The sequence below is a fragment of the Cytobacillus sp. S13-E01 genome (assembly GCF_029193815.1).
Classification (GTDB): Bacteria; Bacillota; Bacilli; order Bacillales; family Bacillaceae_L; genus Bacillus_BV.
The window spans coordinates 95119-110074 of sequence record NZ_JARFVC010000003.1 but is presented as its reverse complement, the minus strand read 5'-3'; the positions used below and the strand labels follow the sequence as shown (position 1 = coordinate 110074).

General features: G+C 36.4%; 18 protein-coding genes. 2 read left to right on the top strand and 16 right to left on the bottom strand.

Features of this window, described 5'->3' with window-relative positions; translation table 11 throughout:
• Window positions 1–109: 109 nt before the first annotated feature.
• The 12 genes from PY093_RS03935 to PY093_RS03880 form a co-directional block, all read right to left on the bottom strand.
• Entirely contained in the window at window positions 110–1765 is a 1656-nt protein-coding gene (locus tag PY093_RS03935) for a glutamine--tRNA ligase/YqeY domain fusion protein (RefSeq protein WP_275644570.1), read from the bottom strand.
• A 234-nt stretch (window positions 1766–1999) separates the two neighbouring features.
• The gene (locus tag PY093_RS03930) at window positions 2000–2728 is read right to left on the bottom strand and encodes a ZIP family metal transporter (protein WP_275644569.1); all 729 of its coding nucleotides are present in this window, start codon (window positions 2726–2728) and stop codon (window positions 2000–2002) included.
• Window positions 2729–2804: 76 nt separating this feature from the next.
• A complete protein-coding gene (locus PY093_RS03925) occupies window positions 2805–3437 on the bottom strand; it encodes a response regulator transcription factor (RefSeq protein ID WP_275644568.1) in 633 nt (210 codons plus the stop codon).
• Entirely contained in the window at window positions 3434–4477 is a 1044-nt protein-coding gene (locus tag PY093_RS03920) for a sensor histidine kinase (protein WP_275644567.1), read from the bottom strand. Before PY093_RS03920 ends, PY093_RS03925 begins: the two co-directional genes overlap by 4 nt.
• Window positions 4474–5211: a cell wall-active antibiotics response protein LiaF gene (gene liaF / locus PY093_RS03915; RefSeq protein ID WP_275644566.1), complete on the bottom strand. Its 738-nt coding sequence runs from the start codon at window positions 5209–5211 to the stop codon at window positions 4474–4476. The genes PY093_RS03920 and liaF overlap by 4 nt, the downstream gene beginning before the upstream one ends.
• Before the next feature lie 231 nt (window positions 5212–5442).
• Window positions 5443–6090 carry a PspA/IM30 family protein gene (locus PY093_RS03910; RefSeq protein ID WP_275644565.1) on the bottom strand — a complete coding sequence of 216 codons (648 nt, stop codon included), beginning with the start codon at window positions 6088–6090 and terminating at the stop codon, window positions 5443–5445.
• 33 nt (window positions 6091–6123) lie between these two features.
• Window positions 6124–6474 carry a lmo0954 family membrane protein gene (locus PY093_RS03905; protein WP_275644564.1) on the bottom strand — a complete coding sequence of 117 codons (351 nt, stop codon included), beginning with the start codon at window positions 6472–6474 and terminating at the stop codon, window positions 6124–6126.
• Window positions 6475–6694: 220 nt separating this feature from the next.
• Window positions 6695–7285, bottom strand: a complete 591-nt coding sequence (locus PY093_RS03900) for a DNA-3-methyladenine glycosylase (RefSeq protein WP_275644654.1) — start codon at window positions 7283–7285, stop codon at window positions 6695–6697.
• A gap of 77 nt (window positions 7286–7362) precedes the next feature.
• On the bottom strand, window positions 7363–8496 hold the full coding sequence (locus PY093_RS03895) for a D-TA family PLP-dependent enzyme (RefSeq protein WP_275644563.1): 1134 nt from the start codon (window positions 8494–8496) through the stop codon (window positions 7363–7365).
• Between the two features lie 168 nt (window positions 8497–8664).
• The gene (locus PY093_RS03890) at window positions 8665–8862 is read right to left on the bottom strand and encodes a hypothetical protein (RefSeq protein ID WP_275644562.1); all 198 of its coding nucleotides are present in this window, start codon (window positions 8860–8862) and stop codon (window positions 8665–8667) included.
• 412 nt (window positions 8863–9274) lie between these two features.
• The gene (locus PY093_RS03885) at window positions 9275–9808 is read right to left on the bottom strand and encodes a DoxX family protein (RefSeq protein WP_275644561.1); all 534 of its coding nucleotides are present in this window, start codon (window positions 9806–9808) and stop codon (window positions 9275–9277) included.
• A gap of 34 nt (window positions 9809–9842) precedes the next feature.
• A complete protein-coding gene (locus PY093_RS03880) occupies window positions 9843–10103 on the bottom strand; it encodes a hypothetical protein (protein WP_275644560.1) in 261 nt (86 codons plus the stop codon).
• A gap of 168 nt (window positions 10104–10271) precedes the next feature.
• On the opposite strand from PY093_RS03880, the gene PY093_RS03875 reads away from it, so the two are divergent.
• Window positions 10272–11234: a D-2-hydroxyacid dehydrogenase gene (locus tag PY093_RS03875; RefSeq protein WP_275644559.1), complete on the top strand. Its 963-nt coding sequence runs from the start codon at window positions 10272–10274 to the stop codon at window positions 11232–11234.
• A 233-nt stretch (window positions 11235–11467) separates the two neighbouring features.
• On the opposite strand, the gene PY093_RS03870 is transcribed toward PY093_RS03875, so the two are convergent.
• Window positions 11468–11698 (bottom strand): excisionase family DNA-binding protein, encoded by a 231-nt coding sequence (locus PY093_RS03870; protein ID WP_275644558.1) that lies wholly within the window; start codon window positions 11696–11698, stop codon window positions 11468–11470.
• Window positions 11699–12128: 430 nt separating this feature from the next.
• Here PY093_RS03870 and PY093_RS03865 point away from each other — a divergent pair, with 430 nt between their 5' ends.
• Window positions 12129–12389, top strand: coding sequence for a phage holin family protein (locus PY093_RS03865; RefSeq protein WP_275644557.1), 261 nt, complete (start codon window positions 12129–12131; stop codon window positions 12387–12389).
• A gap of 94 nt (window positions 12390–12483) precedes the next feature.
• Here the strand turns inward: PY093_RS03865 and PY093_RS03860 are convergent, their stop codons facing one another.
• The 3 genes from PY093_RS03860 to PY093_RS03850 all read right to left on the bottom strand — a co-directional run bounded on the left by PY093_RS03860 (window position 12484) and on the right by PY093_RS03850 (window position 14918).
• Window positions 12484–13674: a toxic anion resistance protein gene (locus PY093_RS03860; protein WP_275644556.1), complete on the bottom strand. Its 1191-nt coding sequence runs from the start codon at window positions 13672–13674 to the stop codon at window positions 12484–12486.
• Window positions 13671–14330, bottom strand: a complete 660-nt coding sequence (locus tag PY093_RS03855) for a 5-bromo-4-chloroindolyl phosphate hydrolysis family protein (RefSeq protein WP_275644555.1) — start codon at window positions 14328–14330, stop codon at window positions 13671–13673. The genes PY093_RS03860 and PY093_RS03855 overlap by 4 nt, the downstream gene beginning before the upstream one ends.
• A gap of 345 nt (window positions 14331–14675) precedes the next feature.
• Window positions 14676–14918 carry a glutaredoxin family protein gene (locus tag PY093_RS03850; RefSeq protein ID WP_275644554.1) on the bottom strand — a complete coding sequence of 81 codons (243 nt, stop codon included), beginning with the start codon at window positions 14916–14918 and terminating at the stop codon, window positions 14676–14678.
• Between the last annotated feature and the right edge of the window lie 38 nt (window positions 14919–14956).

The following is a 14956-nucleotide window of genomic DNA, read 5'->3' as shown; positions in this document are numbered from 1 at the left end:
TCCCACATATCATACCATAATAAATAATTAAAAGAACCCCATATGGATGGAGTTCAAAGGATTAGTGCTAGACTGTTGAACCTAATCAACAGCCTACCTAGTATTGATATTAAAGTTTAAACGAGCTCTTCAATGAAACAATACGGTTAAACACAAGTTTATCGTCTGTTGTATGCTTTGGATCGACATTAAAATAACCGTGTCTAAAGAATTGTAATTTATCTTGGCCTTTTGCGCCTTTCATATTTGGCTCAACGAATCCATTTACAATTTCTAGTGAGTTAGGGTTCACATTATCAAGGAAAGACTCTCCTTCAGCTTTTTCTTCATCTAAAATTAATGGTTCGTATAGACGGAATTCTGCTGGCTGGGCTTGTGATGCCTCTACCCAGTGAATGGTTCCTTTTACTTTACGACCAGTAAATCCTGTTCCACTCTTCGTTTCTGGATCATATGTACAACGGATTTCTACTACCTCTCCAGCATTATCTTTAATAACTTCTTCACATTTGATAAAGTAAGCATGCTTTAAGCGAACCTCGTTACCAGGGAATAGTCGGAAATACTTTTTAGGAGGATCCTCCATAAAGTCATCTTGCTCGATATAAATTTCTCTAGAGAGCGGAATTTGACGTGTTCCCATCTCTGGAACTTCTGAGTTAATTTCAGCATCTAGCATTTCAACTTGGCCTTCTGGATAATTTGTAATGACCACTTTTAAAGGTTTAAGAACTGCCATTGTTCGTGGTGCTTTTAGTTTTAAATCCTCACGAATGAAATGCTCAAGCATTTGAACATCAACAACACCATATCCTTTACCTACACCAGTTTCACGACAGAACGTAACAATAGATTCAGGCGTATAACCTTTGCGGCGTAAACCAGAGAGTGTAGGCATACGTGGGTCATCCCAACCGTCGACAAATTTTTCATCCACTAGCATTTTGAGTTTTCGTTTACTCATAATGGTATTGGTTACATTCAAACGAGCAAATTCAATTTGTTGTGGCTTTGCATCCATTTCACATTTTTCAACTACCCAATTATATAATGGACGTTGATCTTCAAACTCTACTGTACAAATCGAATGTGTAACTCCCTCAATTGCATCCTCAAGTGGATGGGCATACCCATACATTGGATAGATACACCATTCGTCACCTGTATTATGGTGGGTAGAATGTGAAATACGATAAATGATTGGATCCCTTAAATTAATATTTGGTGATGACATATCGATTTTTGCACGAAGTACCTTTTCACCATTTTTAAATTCACCATTCTTCATTTGATCAAATAATGCAAGGTTTTCCTCAATACTACGATTTCTAGATGGGCTTTCCTTACCTGGCTCTTTTAGAGTACCTCGATATTCACGTATCTCATCGGCTGAAAGATCCTCAACATATGCTAGTCCTTTTTTAATTAAAAGAACTGCACGCTCATACATTTCACTAAAATAGTTAGATGCAAAATGTAATTCTTCCCATTCATACCCAAGCCAGCTTACATCTTCTTTAATCGCTTCAACATACTCTATATCCTCCTTAAGAGGGTTCGTATCATCAAAACGAAGATTCGTTCTACCGTTAAATTCATCTGCTAATCCAAAATTAAGTACGATTGATTTTGCGTGCCCAATATGTAGATATCCATTTGGTTCTGGAGGAAAACGGGTAATGATTTCTTTGTGCTTACCTGATTTTAAATCATCGATAATTATATTCTTTATAAAGTTAGATGACGTTGTATTATTACTTTCCATTTAAATCTCAACCTTTCTCTAGCCCACATTTCTGCAAAATCCAATTTATTAGTAGTTATATCATAAAAATAGAGATATATCTATGTATGATACTAAAATTGACCTTACCTTTCAATTTTTCCAAGGGTTGGGGAGAATAAACCTCTAGAGACCTTTTTCACAAGGATTGGGCGAAGTTTAACCGGCGAACCAAGTGTTAATTAAGCATTCTGCAATGTCTTTCTCTATCAAAACTCATCCAAAGTAAGTTAAAATTAACGAACATAATAAACCAAGCGCTGATATAAAGCCTACAATCGGACCGCCTTCTTCAAACGCTTCTGGCAGCATTGTCGAGGAAACCATTGCAAAAATGCCCCCAGCTGCAAAAGCTCCGATTGTTGTAGCTAACCACGTTGATGTCGGATCGATTATTAGATAACCTAACAAGGCACTTAGCGAGGACAGCAGCATGACAATTACCCATAAAAATAAGATTTTTCTCTTCGAATAGCCGTCCTTCTTTAATCCAATACTGCTAGATAATCCTTCAGGAAAATTGCTTACAAATATTGCAATGACAATCAACCAACTCACAGTATGATGTTCGAGCAAACTTACCCCAATAATCACTGATTCTGGTATGGCGTCAATTACAGTACCCATGAATATTGCCATTCCAGAGTGACCAGATGGGCTCATTTTGGAACGCTTTCTTTCATGTCCACCTTTTTTCATAATAATCAATTCTGCAACAATGAAGAGTGTTGCTCCAGCTAAAAAACCGAGCGAAGGATAGAGTATACCCCCTTCTTTTACAGCATTTGTCAATAATTCGAAGGTAGCTGCACCAATTAAGACACCTGTACCAAAGGCCATAACAAAAGCTGAAACCTTATTTGGTATGTTCTTGAATATTCCTAACAATGCACCAAGTACGAGTGATGAACCAGCAATTGCACCCCACATAGCAGCCTGTAGCATTTTTTCTCTCCTCTACGATTTAACTGTTATTTACTTTATCCAGTTTTTAAAAATTTAAATAGTAGAGTTTAAAATTCTATTTTACCAATGAGTGCTTAAATGCGTAGATAACCGCTTGTGTACGATCCTGCACTTCAAGCTTTCCTAATATGTTACTCACGTGGACCTTAACCGTTTTAAGGGCAATAAATAATTCATCACCGATTTCTTGATTTGTTTTTCCTTGCGCCATGTGCATTAAAATTTCCATTTCTCGATTCGTAAGATGTTCATGTAATGCCGCTGGTTCTTTTTTGCGCATTTTCAGCATCATTTTACCGGTCACTTCAGGTTCCAAAACTGATTGACCATGAAATGTCGAACGAACAGCTTCTGCTATTTCACTTGCTTTTGATGTCTTTAGCATATAACTGGTTGCTCCTGCTTCTAGCGCAGGATATACCTTTTCATCGTCTAAAAAGCTAGTAACAATAATGACCTTAGCCTCTGGCCAGCTCTCAATAATTTGTTTTGTCGCTTCGATCCCATCCATTTCATTCATAACCAAATCCATTAAAATGACATCAGGTCTTAACTCTAACGCCAGCTCCACTCCCTCGCGCCCATTGGATGCTTCACCAACTACCTCAATATCAGACTGTGCTGATAAATAAGCAGAAATTCCTATCCGTACCATTTCATGATCATCGACAAATAACACCTTTATCATTGCATATCACCCTCTAATTTCATCATTGGTACCTTGACTTCTAGACGTGTCCCTTTATCCTTCAAGCTTACAACTTTAAATGTTCCCCCTACTTCGACGGCACGTTCGTACATGTTATTCATTCCATATGAACCTGTTTTAGCAGTCTCAACATCAAAGCCTTTTCCATCATCAACAATTCGTAAAATGACCATGTCTTCACGCATAATCAGTAACACCTCTAATTTTGAGGCTTTTGCATGGCGTAATGTATTTGATACGGATTCCTGTAATATCCGGAATAGATGGTCCTCTACACCCTTATCTAATTGCATCTCTTCTACTTTCCACGTAATATCCATTGTTACCTTTTGAGATAATTCAACGAGTAATTCCCCGATACCTTCCTGTAGTGACTTACCTTTTAAAGCAACAGGACGCAAATGTAAAAGTAGTGCTCGCATTTCTAATTGTGATTGGTGAATCATTTCTTCTACCATTTTTAGTTGCTTCGTTTCGGTGTTTTCAACCTCTTGCTTTGTTTCTGTGATGGCTGACATCACCATCGACGCTGCAAAAAGCTGCTGACTAACTGAATCATGTAGCTCACGTGCAAGGCGGTTTCGTTCCTGTGAGACAATTTTTTGGATTCGTTTTTCTTGTTCCTCGGCTTTTTCATTGGCTAGCTTTTGAGATAATTTAACTTGTTCTGTCATTTGTTTTTTAATTTTTTTAATGCGGTCCCAGATATCCTTAAATTCTTCATCTTGATTTAGCTTACTATCTTCGACATGTTTCCCTTGTTCGACCTGTTGAAGTGTATCCGAAATAGTCCGTAGTTGGCTACGCCATGAGGTGCCGGAAATAAACCCAAAAAGTAAACCTATTAAAATACTTACACTTGGTACGAAAATGACAAAGGGTACACCCATGACTTTTTGATTCCACAAATCACCCCAGTCAGTTAAAGGATAGGCTGTGAAAAACATGACCGCTAGCACGAGTAGTAAAAAAACTGACAAAAAAGAGGAAGTAATAAGCTGTCTTTGAACAGTACTCATACTCGCTTCACCTCTAAATCACCGATGACAAACGAGGTAATAATCTTAATCTTTTGACCAGCGTCTCCATATTGTTCAGTCTGATAGGATAGAACTTGATTAAATACCCTTGACTCTTGGTGTTGGAAAATTGAAGTTGACCCAGTAATCACGGAATGATGAATGCTCACTTCCATTTCGTATGGAACAAGTATTTGAACATTTCCAATAAAATTGCGAACAGAAATGAAAGACTCTCCTTTTGGTAAAACCGTATTACTTAAATCAATGGTAGTGTCACCAACACCCGTTTGGATAAATACATCATTCCATTCATAAACATGCTCTGGTGTTTTTTGACGTCCAATAAAAACATTTTCAAATAAACTTTTATTCTTTCTTATCAGTTCTTCCTTCATTTCTGTGGGAGTAGTTTCCTCAATAACTGGTATGACTTGGTGTGGTTTATTTTTAGATTGGAAGTAGTGGAGAACAAAATATAAGACAACACCTGCTAAAAGAAACTTAACAGTCATCATTGAAGCGATGGTAAAAAATAAACTAATGCAACCAAACCAAAATAATATTTTTCCGAAAATACCCTTAAATTTCTTTCTACCAATATAGATACATACACCCGATAGAAATCCTGAAAAGATAACCCCACTATTAAAAAAGGTAACCTCAATAAACAACACAGCAATTCCAAACATCACTAGTTTGCTAATATAATCCGTTTTTTTAAGATTTGCCATGGGGTTACCCCCTTTCTATTAATTAAGAAAAGCGCAGGGCGCCCGCCTTTCGCGACAAGCATAAGACGAGCCGGCTGGAAGGTTGTTCTTTAACCTTCCAGCCGGATTGGCTTATGACCATAGAGCCGATGGCGCCTGGAGCTAGACACTAAAACTTGGTAAAAAATTTATACTTTCATACCTGCTGAAAAGGCGCAGTTCCCTACGCCCCTTAAGAATACCATGTTTTGGTTATGAAATAGTATTAGATTCTTCTTTTTTTAATTCCTTTTCTAACTGAGCAATACGTGAATCAATGGTATTGCGGTAGTATGACGTATTCACTTGATGTTCTAAGCGCTCAAGGTAGCTCTCCATTTCAGTAAAAGTAGCTGATGCTTTGTTTGTATAGCTGCTATTTGAGTCAAGCACTAGGTTCATTCGATAGTTAGCTCTTGCCATATTCTCACGACCCATTAATTCCATTCTCTTAATGTTCATATCTTTCAGCTTATGCTTCATTTCTTCATATTTCTTTTCAAGATCCATTAGATGCCCAGTCGCATTTGCTAGAGAATCCTTTAATCGTGTTGAACGCTCTTCATATTGCATTTGTTCTTGTAATGCAAATTGATATAGTTCATCTTCACCAGCTCTTGAAGCAATTTCAACTTGAGATTTTCTTTTTTCTGCAAGATCAACTGCATAATTGTATTCACGAGTAAATTCTTCTTTTAATAAATGCTGACGTTCAACTAATTTACGTACTTTTTCTACTTCTTGTTTGCATTGACGAAGATATTGATTAAGTAATGAAATAGGATTCTTTTTCTCCTTCCCATCTAAAACCTCGTGTAAATCAGCCTCTATTGAATTTTTAATACGATTGAATAATCCCATGTAAAATCTCTCCTTTAAATTGTTTTTTAAATTTTAGTACTCTTTTTTTAATTCAGACCACTGTCTCTCGAAATTAGTAAATGGATCAGAGTCTTCTTTAACAACTGTTTCTTTTGTTGAATTCCATTTTTTATAAACTACGTATAAAACGTAAGCTGCAGCAATTCCGATGATCGCTGGAACATTTGAAGCAGATGCTGCTAAAGCAATCAAACCGATGACCGCCCACATCACCTTCTTCGCAGTAGAATCTGTTTTCATAAAGCCTTTGAATGCGAAGTACATGATCACTAAGCTAATCGCTAATCCGATAACAGGACCAACATTACCTAACAACACCAATGCTGAGATAGCACCTATTATTAATAACCCAAACTTTTTCATTGTTTGTTTCCTCCTTTCGATTCATGTCTTAATCTTATCGTGATTAGCGTTTTTTCATAATGATCTTGAGATATAATTTGGAATAAGACCTGCGACCTACTTGAGATAGGGCTAGGATTTCGCATTCAACAAGTTTTGAGGCGCGGATTTTACTGTCCCTTAAGCGTGGGATAAATTGCATGCCTAGACGTGAAAAATCCCACATGTAGTGGGATTTAATTTATCTTGATATGTTTTTATTTCCTGTAACCCAAAATCGCCATGGGTAATTCTTGGCCTCACCAGAATTGTCAATTCCAATACGTGGGCCGCTTGAAATGCTAGTAGGCTTACTACCTTCAGCTAAAAACAGTGGCGGTTTGTAAATAGGATTTCCGTAGTCCTCCATTGTAATGCCTAACGCTTTTGTTAGTTTTCCAGGTCCATTTGTTAGATTTTTAACATCTAATACACCTCTCCTTTTGAGCATAAGATCAATAGATGTAAGTGGCTCTAGTGCTCTAATTAAGACGGCTTCAGGTTTACCTATTCCCCCACTTACTACGTTGACTAGGCAATGAGTATGCATAGAATAAGTATAGATCTGACCAGCTTCCCCAAACATTACTTCTGTACGCTTTGTTCTCCTGTTTCCAAAACTATGTGCAGCCCGGTCTTCTGGACCCATATAAGCTTCGGTTTCTACTACATATCCTGACGAAATGCCTTCATCTGTTACTTTTACTAATAAACATCCTAATAATGCTTTAGCTAACTGGAGAGTAGGCTTTTTAAAAAAATCTGCTTGTAAAGGTTTATATGTAATATCTATTTCCAATTTGCCACCTCATATTTTGCCCTATAGAAAAGCCTTGGCTAACATTCATTTCATCCCTTATTAAGGTATAGTCACTTTACCATTCCTCTAGCGTCTATTTCCCATACATCAATCACTTTCCCATCATCATGAACAATGTATTCATTAAATTGATTGACAACTGTACAGGCATGGTTTGGAATAATTTGAACTTTTTCATTCAATCGTAAGGACGTCTCAGCAGGTAAAACTCCGACTCCGTGTTCTTCAGATAGTCTTTCAATCGTTATTTCAGGGTGTTCAATAACGTGACCAAAGCCATTAACTGTATTATTGCCATGTGCCCCCTTGTCCAAGCAAAGCGTTTTACTTCCTGTGTCAAACACAATTCTTTTTTGATTATAGACACCGACTACCGAACCCAATACGGTTAATGCACAGCTTTCTATACTTGAGACACCTAGGCCTGCTTGGATCGCATCAAAAAACACGGCATTTCCAGGACGAATTTCATTTATTCCCTTTACTTTACCTGCAATTTTATAGGTTGGTGTGGAACCAACACTTCTAACAGGTACAGGAATACCAGCTCGTTCGCAGGCTTCAACGCTTTCCATGACAGCCTTACCTTCCTGTATCCCTATCTCTTCAATTTCAGCTAAGGTTTTTGCTGCATAAGAATGTCCACCATGTGTAAAAATTCCACCCAGCTTGAGTCCAGATAAAAGAATAATAGCTTGAGCAAGGTCTAATGCCTCTTGCCCTGGTTCAACACCACACCGGTTCAAACCGGAATTCACCTTAATCCAGACCTCTAGAATATATGGACTCTTTTCTAATTCTTTTTGCAGGCACTTCAATTGTTCAAGGCTATCCACTGCAACTTTAACATTAACATTACTTTCCAAAAGCTTGATTATCCTAGCTACTTTTAGCTTACTTGAAATTGGGTAAGCAATTAATATATCGTTGATCCCCGCTGCAGCCATTACTACTGCTTCACTAGTTTTTGCGCAGGTAATTCCGATCGCACCAGATTGAAGCTGGAGCATCGCAATTTTAGCTGATTTGTGAGTTTTAATATGTGGGCGAAAGTGGAGATTGTTCTCCTTGGCAAATTGCGCCATTTCATTTATATTCTGTCTAAGTTTCTTAGCATTCAAAAGTAAAGATGGAGTATCTAAACCATCTATATTCTGCCCAATACCTATTTTTTGTTTAAACAAACCTAACACCCCCTCTTTATCTTATATTAGTATTTCGATATCGCATGGATAATTCCCTTCTCGTAAAGAAAAGCACAGGGCGCCCGGAGCTAGACACTATAACTAGGTACAAACTTTTAGACTTTCTTATCTTTCAAAAAAGGGCAACATATATATTCTGATATATTGCTATTCTATATTACCGTTTTTTATTTTTTGCGGAGTTTCGGGCATCAGATTGCCCTTTTGATTACCGTTTTTTATTTTTTGCGGAGTTTCGGGCATCAGATTACCCTTTTGATTACCGTTTTTTATTTTTTGCGGAGTTTCGGGCATCAGATTGCCCTTTTGATTACCGTTTTTTATTTTTTGCGGAGTTTCGGGCATCAGATTGCCCTTTTGATTACCGTTTTTTTTTGTACGGTTTCGGGCATCAGATCCCGGAGCTAGACACTAAATAGGTACAAACTTTTAGACTTTTGTATCTTATTAAAACAACAAAAAACTCAACTACTAAGTAGCTGAGTAAAAAGGGGGAAATACATTGGATAACTTACTTATTTTAAGTATGTTCGATTTTCTATCGTTCTATACATCGATTGATAAAATTTTTCAAACTGGTAAGTACTAGGTCCTTTTACAGACAGAATGCTTAATGGAGAGCATATATTGATTCACACGAACCAAGAAAAAGTGCGATCCGATGGGGCCCAGAACTAGCCACTAAAACTAGGTCCAAATTTTCTTACCTTTTAAAAAAGTGGTGTCAGCACAATGACACCACTTTTTCAAACTCTAACTAAACTGCTTTTTTTGGAACCATCGTTGGAGAGGTTGGGTTGTTATCCTTTTTCTTTAAAATCGTTCTGCGTAAATATGGAATTACCCAGCGGTCTAAGCCGTAGTAACCAGCGTTTGCTCCAGCTACTAAAATAATTGTTCCTAAAAATATACCCGTTGGATTACTAGATACAGTTCCTGCTAAGAAGAAAGAAAAGTTCATCATTAATCCGAAGAACATTGCCGCTGTTGTAAAACACCCAAGTATTAAACCTAAACCTACTAAAAATTCACCAAGTGGGATAAAGAAGTTAAACAATCCAATGTTAGGTAGCGCAAACCCTTCTAGAAATGAAACATACCAGCCATAAACGATATTTCCATCTGGACCCTTAACTGGATTAGTAACTGCATTTCCTAAAAAGCCAGAAGCATCAAAACCACCTGTAAGTTTACCCCAGCCAGATGATAGCCAAGAATACCCTAAAAATAACCGTATGATAGTTAAAATTCCTGCTGCAATTTTATTTTCTCTTAAAAATGGTACGAACATTGTAGATCGCATCCTTTCGAAATGTAATTATTTATTACACTCTAAATATAGCAGGTATTTTACTAAAAATATCGATAATGTGAAATAGTTCACAATTCATTCGATAAGCTTTGAACAAACTATGAATACACATATTTCCTACTTCATCAACGAAAATATTCACTAGTCCAAGCTCTCTAAAATGCTTTTCGAATTCTTTTCCTCGTACCTCTTCTTGAAAGGTAGGTGCTGGTATGGTTGTAACTGCAATTTGGTCTTCCGTTGTGTTGTCACTATCTTGTTTTAAAAATTCCAATGACTATTGTACATTTGGATTAGATAATAGAGGCACAAAGACTTGTTCAAATGAATCACCACTCATTATATTCTAATAATTTTATAAATTAATTCACCACTTCTAATATAACAACTTTCTCAATGTCTGTTAAAATAGAATAAAAATCCGCAAAACGGAGGTAGCATCATGCTAAACAGAAAATTAGTGGTCACACAGGATATCGACCAAACCCACTACAAACAAATAAAAGAACTACTGCCAGATTGGGATGTCATTGTAGGAAAAGATAAGAGCATATGGGAGGGACACCTTATAGACGCAGAAATTATTGCGGGCTGGAAAAAAGAAGTTGATGAATATAGCATTAAAAGAGACTCTAAGCTACGTTGGCTTCAAACCTGGAGTGCAGGAGTAAACAACTTACCTTTACAAGATTTAGAATCAAAAAACGTCCTCCTAACCAGTGCAAATGGCGTTCATGCATATCCAATTTCTGAAACCATTTTTGCATTAATGCTTGGCTTAACCAGGAAAATTCATGCCTATGTTAGAAATCAAGCTTCAAAGAAATGGCACCATTCTGATTTAAAGCTTGAGATTCATGAAAAGACGATTGGAATCATTGGTGTGGGTGAAATAGGAACAGAAACTGCAAAGCTCGCCAAAGCATTCGGAATGAAAGTATTAGGTATGCGTTATTCTGGTAAACCCGAACAATATGTTGATGAAATGTATACACCAGACCAGTTACATACGATTCTACCTCAATGTGATTATGTCGTTATTACATTGCCACTTACAAAAGATACACACCAAATGTTTGGTGACGAGCAATTTAAGCTGATGAAACCATCTTCATTTCTAATCAATATTGGACGTGGTGAAATTGTTGTAGAAGAAGAATTAATTAACGCATTACGTGAGCAAGAAATTGCTGGAGCAGGGCTAGATGTGTTTGAAAAAGAACCATTAGCTGAAGACAGTCCTTTGTGGGACCTTGAAAATGTTATCATTACACCACATACATCAGGTTCAACAGAGAACTATAATAAACGTGTACTAGAAAACATTCTAATTCCTAATTTAAAAAGCTATGTTTCTTTAGATTCTCCTACAATCAATCTTGTTGATTATAAAAAAGGGTATTAATAAGCTAATAAAACACTAGTATGAAAGGGATGAAATGTGATTTCATCCCTTTCATTTCTACGGTATAGTACAGTGCCTGACACCCTAGGAAGACATTTGTCCTTTTGAGGTGCCTGATGACTCTTCAAGTTTGATTCAGTCCCCAAACAAACGTTGAGTTGTAATTGTCTATGGAACGTATAAACTAAAATAGTTACAGTCACTCCAAAAACTTTAAAATACACCAAAGATGATCAATCCTCATCCTTTACATCGATATCTTCAGGAATAGGCTCATTTCGTAATTCCTCTAGTAACCCTTTGTATTTTTCCATTTGCTCTAAATGAGTCGTAAATTGCTCCTTATTAATTAAATATTGCTCTCCATCAAATAGAGCACGAATACGCTTTTCCTTAATTAAGGTTTCTATATATGCTTCTGAAAATGATAGGTATTCTGCTGTTTCTTTTATTGTTAAATACATGTTTCCACCCTTTTGTTTCGCTATTTTATTTTGTTTAGTTCGTCTAAGAATGCTGGTCTTCTTACATACTTCTGCTTGAGACCTTTAATCAGATTTGTAGCATGTTCACTACCGCAAGCCTTTTTGAAAAAGACTAGCAGACTAAGCTCTACTGCTCATTCTGGGTCTGTATCAATATGTCCACGTCCCTTATCTAAAACCACCCCTTGAACCGTATGTCCCGAATTTCTCCAATTAATAAAGCCACGTACTTTGGCTTTGTTAATATAATCAAGGATAAGCTTTTTACTAATCAATTAAATTTGCAACCTTTTACTTTTTCCCTTATTAAATTTTTATCGTAAAAGAAGGTCTAGCCACATAGTATTTAGTAGTAAGACTTGTACATCTATTTAATTTATAGTACTAATTTTTAAGGGTGTGATAAAAAATGGAGCAACTTTTAGGAATGGAGTTCACAGCCTATGTGGCTTTAGCCGTTGTTTTATATGCAATACGCCAGGCAACCGGGATTTCAAACAGGTATATTCCTTTAACTGCGGTTATTTTGGGAATAGCATTTGCGATGTTCGAATTTCACAAGTTTAATTTTGATATTTTCTTAATTGGTATTAAATATGCTTTATATGGTGTAGGGACTGTCGCAACGATAAAATACGTTCTACAAAAAGGGGCCTTACGGGAGGAATGATACTCCCACACCTTAGGAGCGGGCTTTCTCGTTCGGGAAGTTCTGTGAATTTTCAAGTAGTAAACTAGAGGGGACCCCTCCTCCCCTCTATTCATTACTCTTGTCTTATGTGTAACAGCTTCTGCCTTAATTCTCTGTCCATCGTAGCTAACTCTTGTTCTGCTTGGCGACGTTTAGAACGTCCTTCCTCCTGAATCCGAAGTGTTTCTTCAAGAGTCGCAATTAAGCTTTCCTGTGTTTTCTTCAATGTCTCGATATCGACTAAACCACGCTCATTTTCTCTTGCCGTTTCAATTGTATTTGCCTTAAGCATTTCTGCATTTTTTAGTAAAAGCTCATTTGTAGTCTTTGAAACTTGTTTTTGTGCTTCTACCGCATGACGTTGTCTAATCAAAGTCAAAGCAATAGCGACTTGATTTTTCCATAGTGGAATTGCCGTCATGATCGATGATTGAATTTTTTCAACAAGTGCTTGGTTCGTATTTTGAATTAGACGGATTTGTGGAGCACTTTGAATGGTAATTTCTCTACTTAATTTCAAATCATACAGACGTTTATCTAATCTTTCAGCAAATTGGTTCATGTCATTTACTTCTTGAAATTTCATTTGATCATTTGATACTTCTGCTGATTTTTTTAGCTCTGGGATTGTCTTTTCATGAAGCTGCTCTAACTTAATTTCACCCGCTGCAATATAGACATTTAACGTATCAAAATATTCCTTATTTACTTCAAATAACTTTTCTAGCATCACAATATCTGATAAAAGGGTATTTTTACTATGATCTAATTTCACACTAATACGATCTATTTGAGCACCTGTTTTCTGATACTTTGATAAAACCTCTTGAATAGAACCGGATACCTTCCCAAACATCCGCGCTATAAAGGATGGTCGTTCTGATTTCAGCTCTTCTGGACTCACATCGTTTAGTTTTTTCATTAACTCGCTGATAATTGTCCCAATTTCACCAACATCCTTTTTTCCCACATGTTCAAGCATGGTGTGTGAAAAAGATAATAGCTTAGATTGTGCTGGCGTTCCATAAGTAATCATGGCTTGGTGATTTTTTGGATCTATCTGATCGGCAAGCTGATAAGCTTTTGCCCTATTCTCTTCTGGTATGACATCAATTAGTTTAACTGGTTTATTTTCCTGTTCATGCACAGTTTTTTGGTTTTGACCGTCTTCATTTTCCCCAAAAGGATTAGATAGTAGGTCTTCCATTAAATTTGAATGACCAGTCTTTTTTAACAGGGATGGATTGTTTTGATATTCGGTCATTTTAATCGCCTGCTTTCATCACTAATTTTTGATGAATCCTTTATTGTTTTTATTGAGTGCTTGGCAACATCGATTTCATAATTCAATTGGTCAATGTCATCAGATAGAAACTGATATAAATCATTTTCAATTGAGTGGGTAAGCTCTTCTAACGTTCGGCGCGTTTCATAAAGAGACATGTCGAGTTCTCGGTTCTTTTTAGGCTGGGAGGATAGGAATACATATTTTTCTGCAAGTTCAACTGCTGAATCTAAGTGTGAATAATAAAATCGTTCAGCCTTGTAAAACCGTTTTGGCTCTTTTTTTGACATGCTATATATTTTTCTCGTAATACGAATAAGCTCAAGTCTTTGTTTCAATGATGGTAAATGTTTTATTGAAACAAGCGCTCTATTCAAACGATAAATTTTTCGTTTTGCTTCATCCAGGTTATTCATAATATAATGAAATTCTTTTCTACTTAATCGATGTCTTTTCAACAACCGTCTTTTCAAAAAAACGGACATTATACCAAATACTAAGAGTCCTCCTGTTAATGAAATAACTGAAGAGGCGAAAAAAGAATGTTCGAAAGCAAAAAAGCTAACTAACCAAATGGTAATAGTAGAAGGAATTGTAATTAACATTTTACCTATAACAGCTAAAACTGAGTTCATCGTAAATCGTCTCCTGACTTAAACTCTTTTATATTCATACGATTAGACCTCATCTATGGTTTCAATTCTTGATGAAAAATGTATGAATTTGAAGATTATTTTCTAAATCTAACGATAAACCATTCATGCATGTCCCTCAATAGACCGTGAAACGTAAAACATTCTAAGTCTTAAGGCGTATTTTTAATGAACTACATTTCATTTTTTCCAATGGTAAAAAATCTAAACTAGACTTGTTACTGATTGAGAGTACAATGGCACTTTACTATAAATCCGTATAAATCTGTATTAACCGAATATAAAGGCAAAGCCGCGACTAATAGGTCACGGCTTCAAGCTTTATCGTCATTGCTTTGCTAATTCAATTAATCTTTTTAATTCAGTATGATCAAAGCCCTTCACAGCTTGATCTTCTACCACAGTTACAGGAACTCCAAGAAAACCAAACTTTTCTACTTCTTCTTGATATTCACGGCTAGTCATGACATCTCTTACCTCAAAGGTAACTCCTTCTTCTGTAAGCATTTGTTTTACAATGTTACACTCTATACAATCCTTTGTTGAATAAACAATGACTGGTTTGCTCATTTAAATACATCTCCTTGTTACTATGTTCATTAATCACT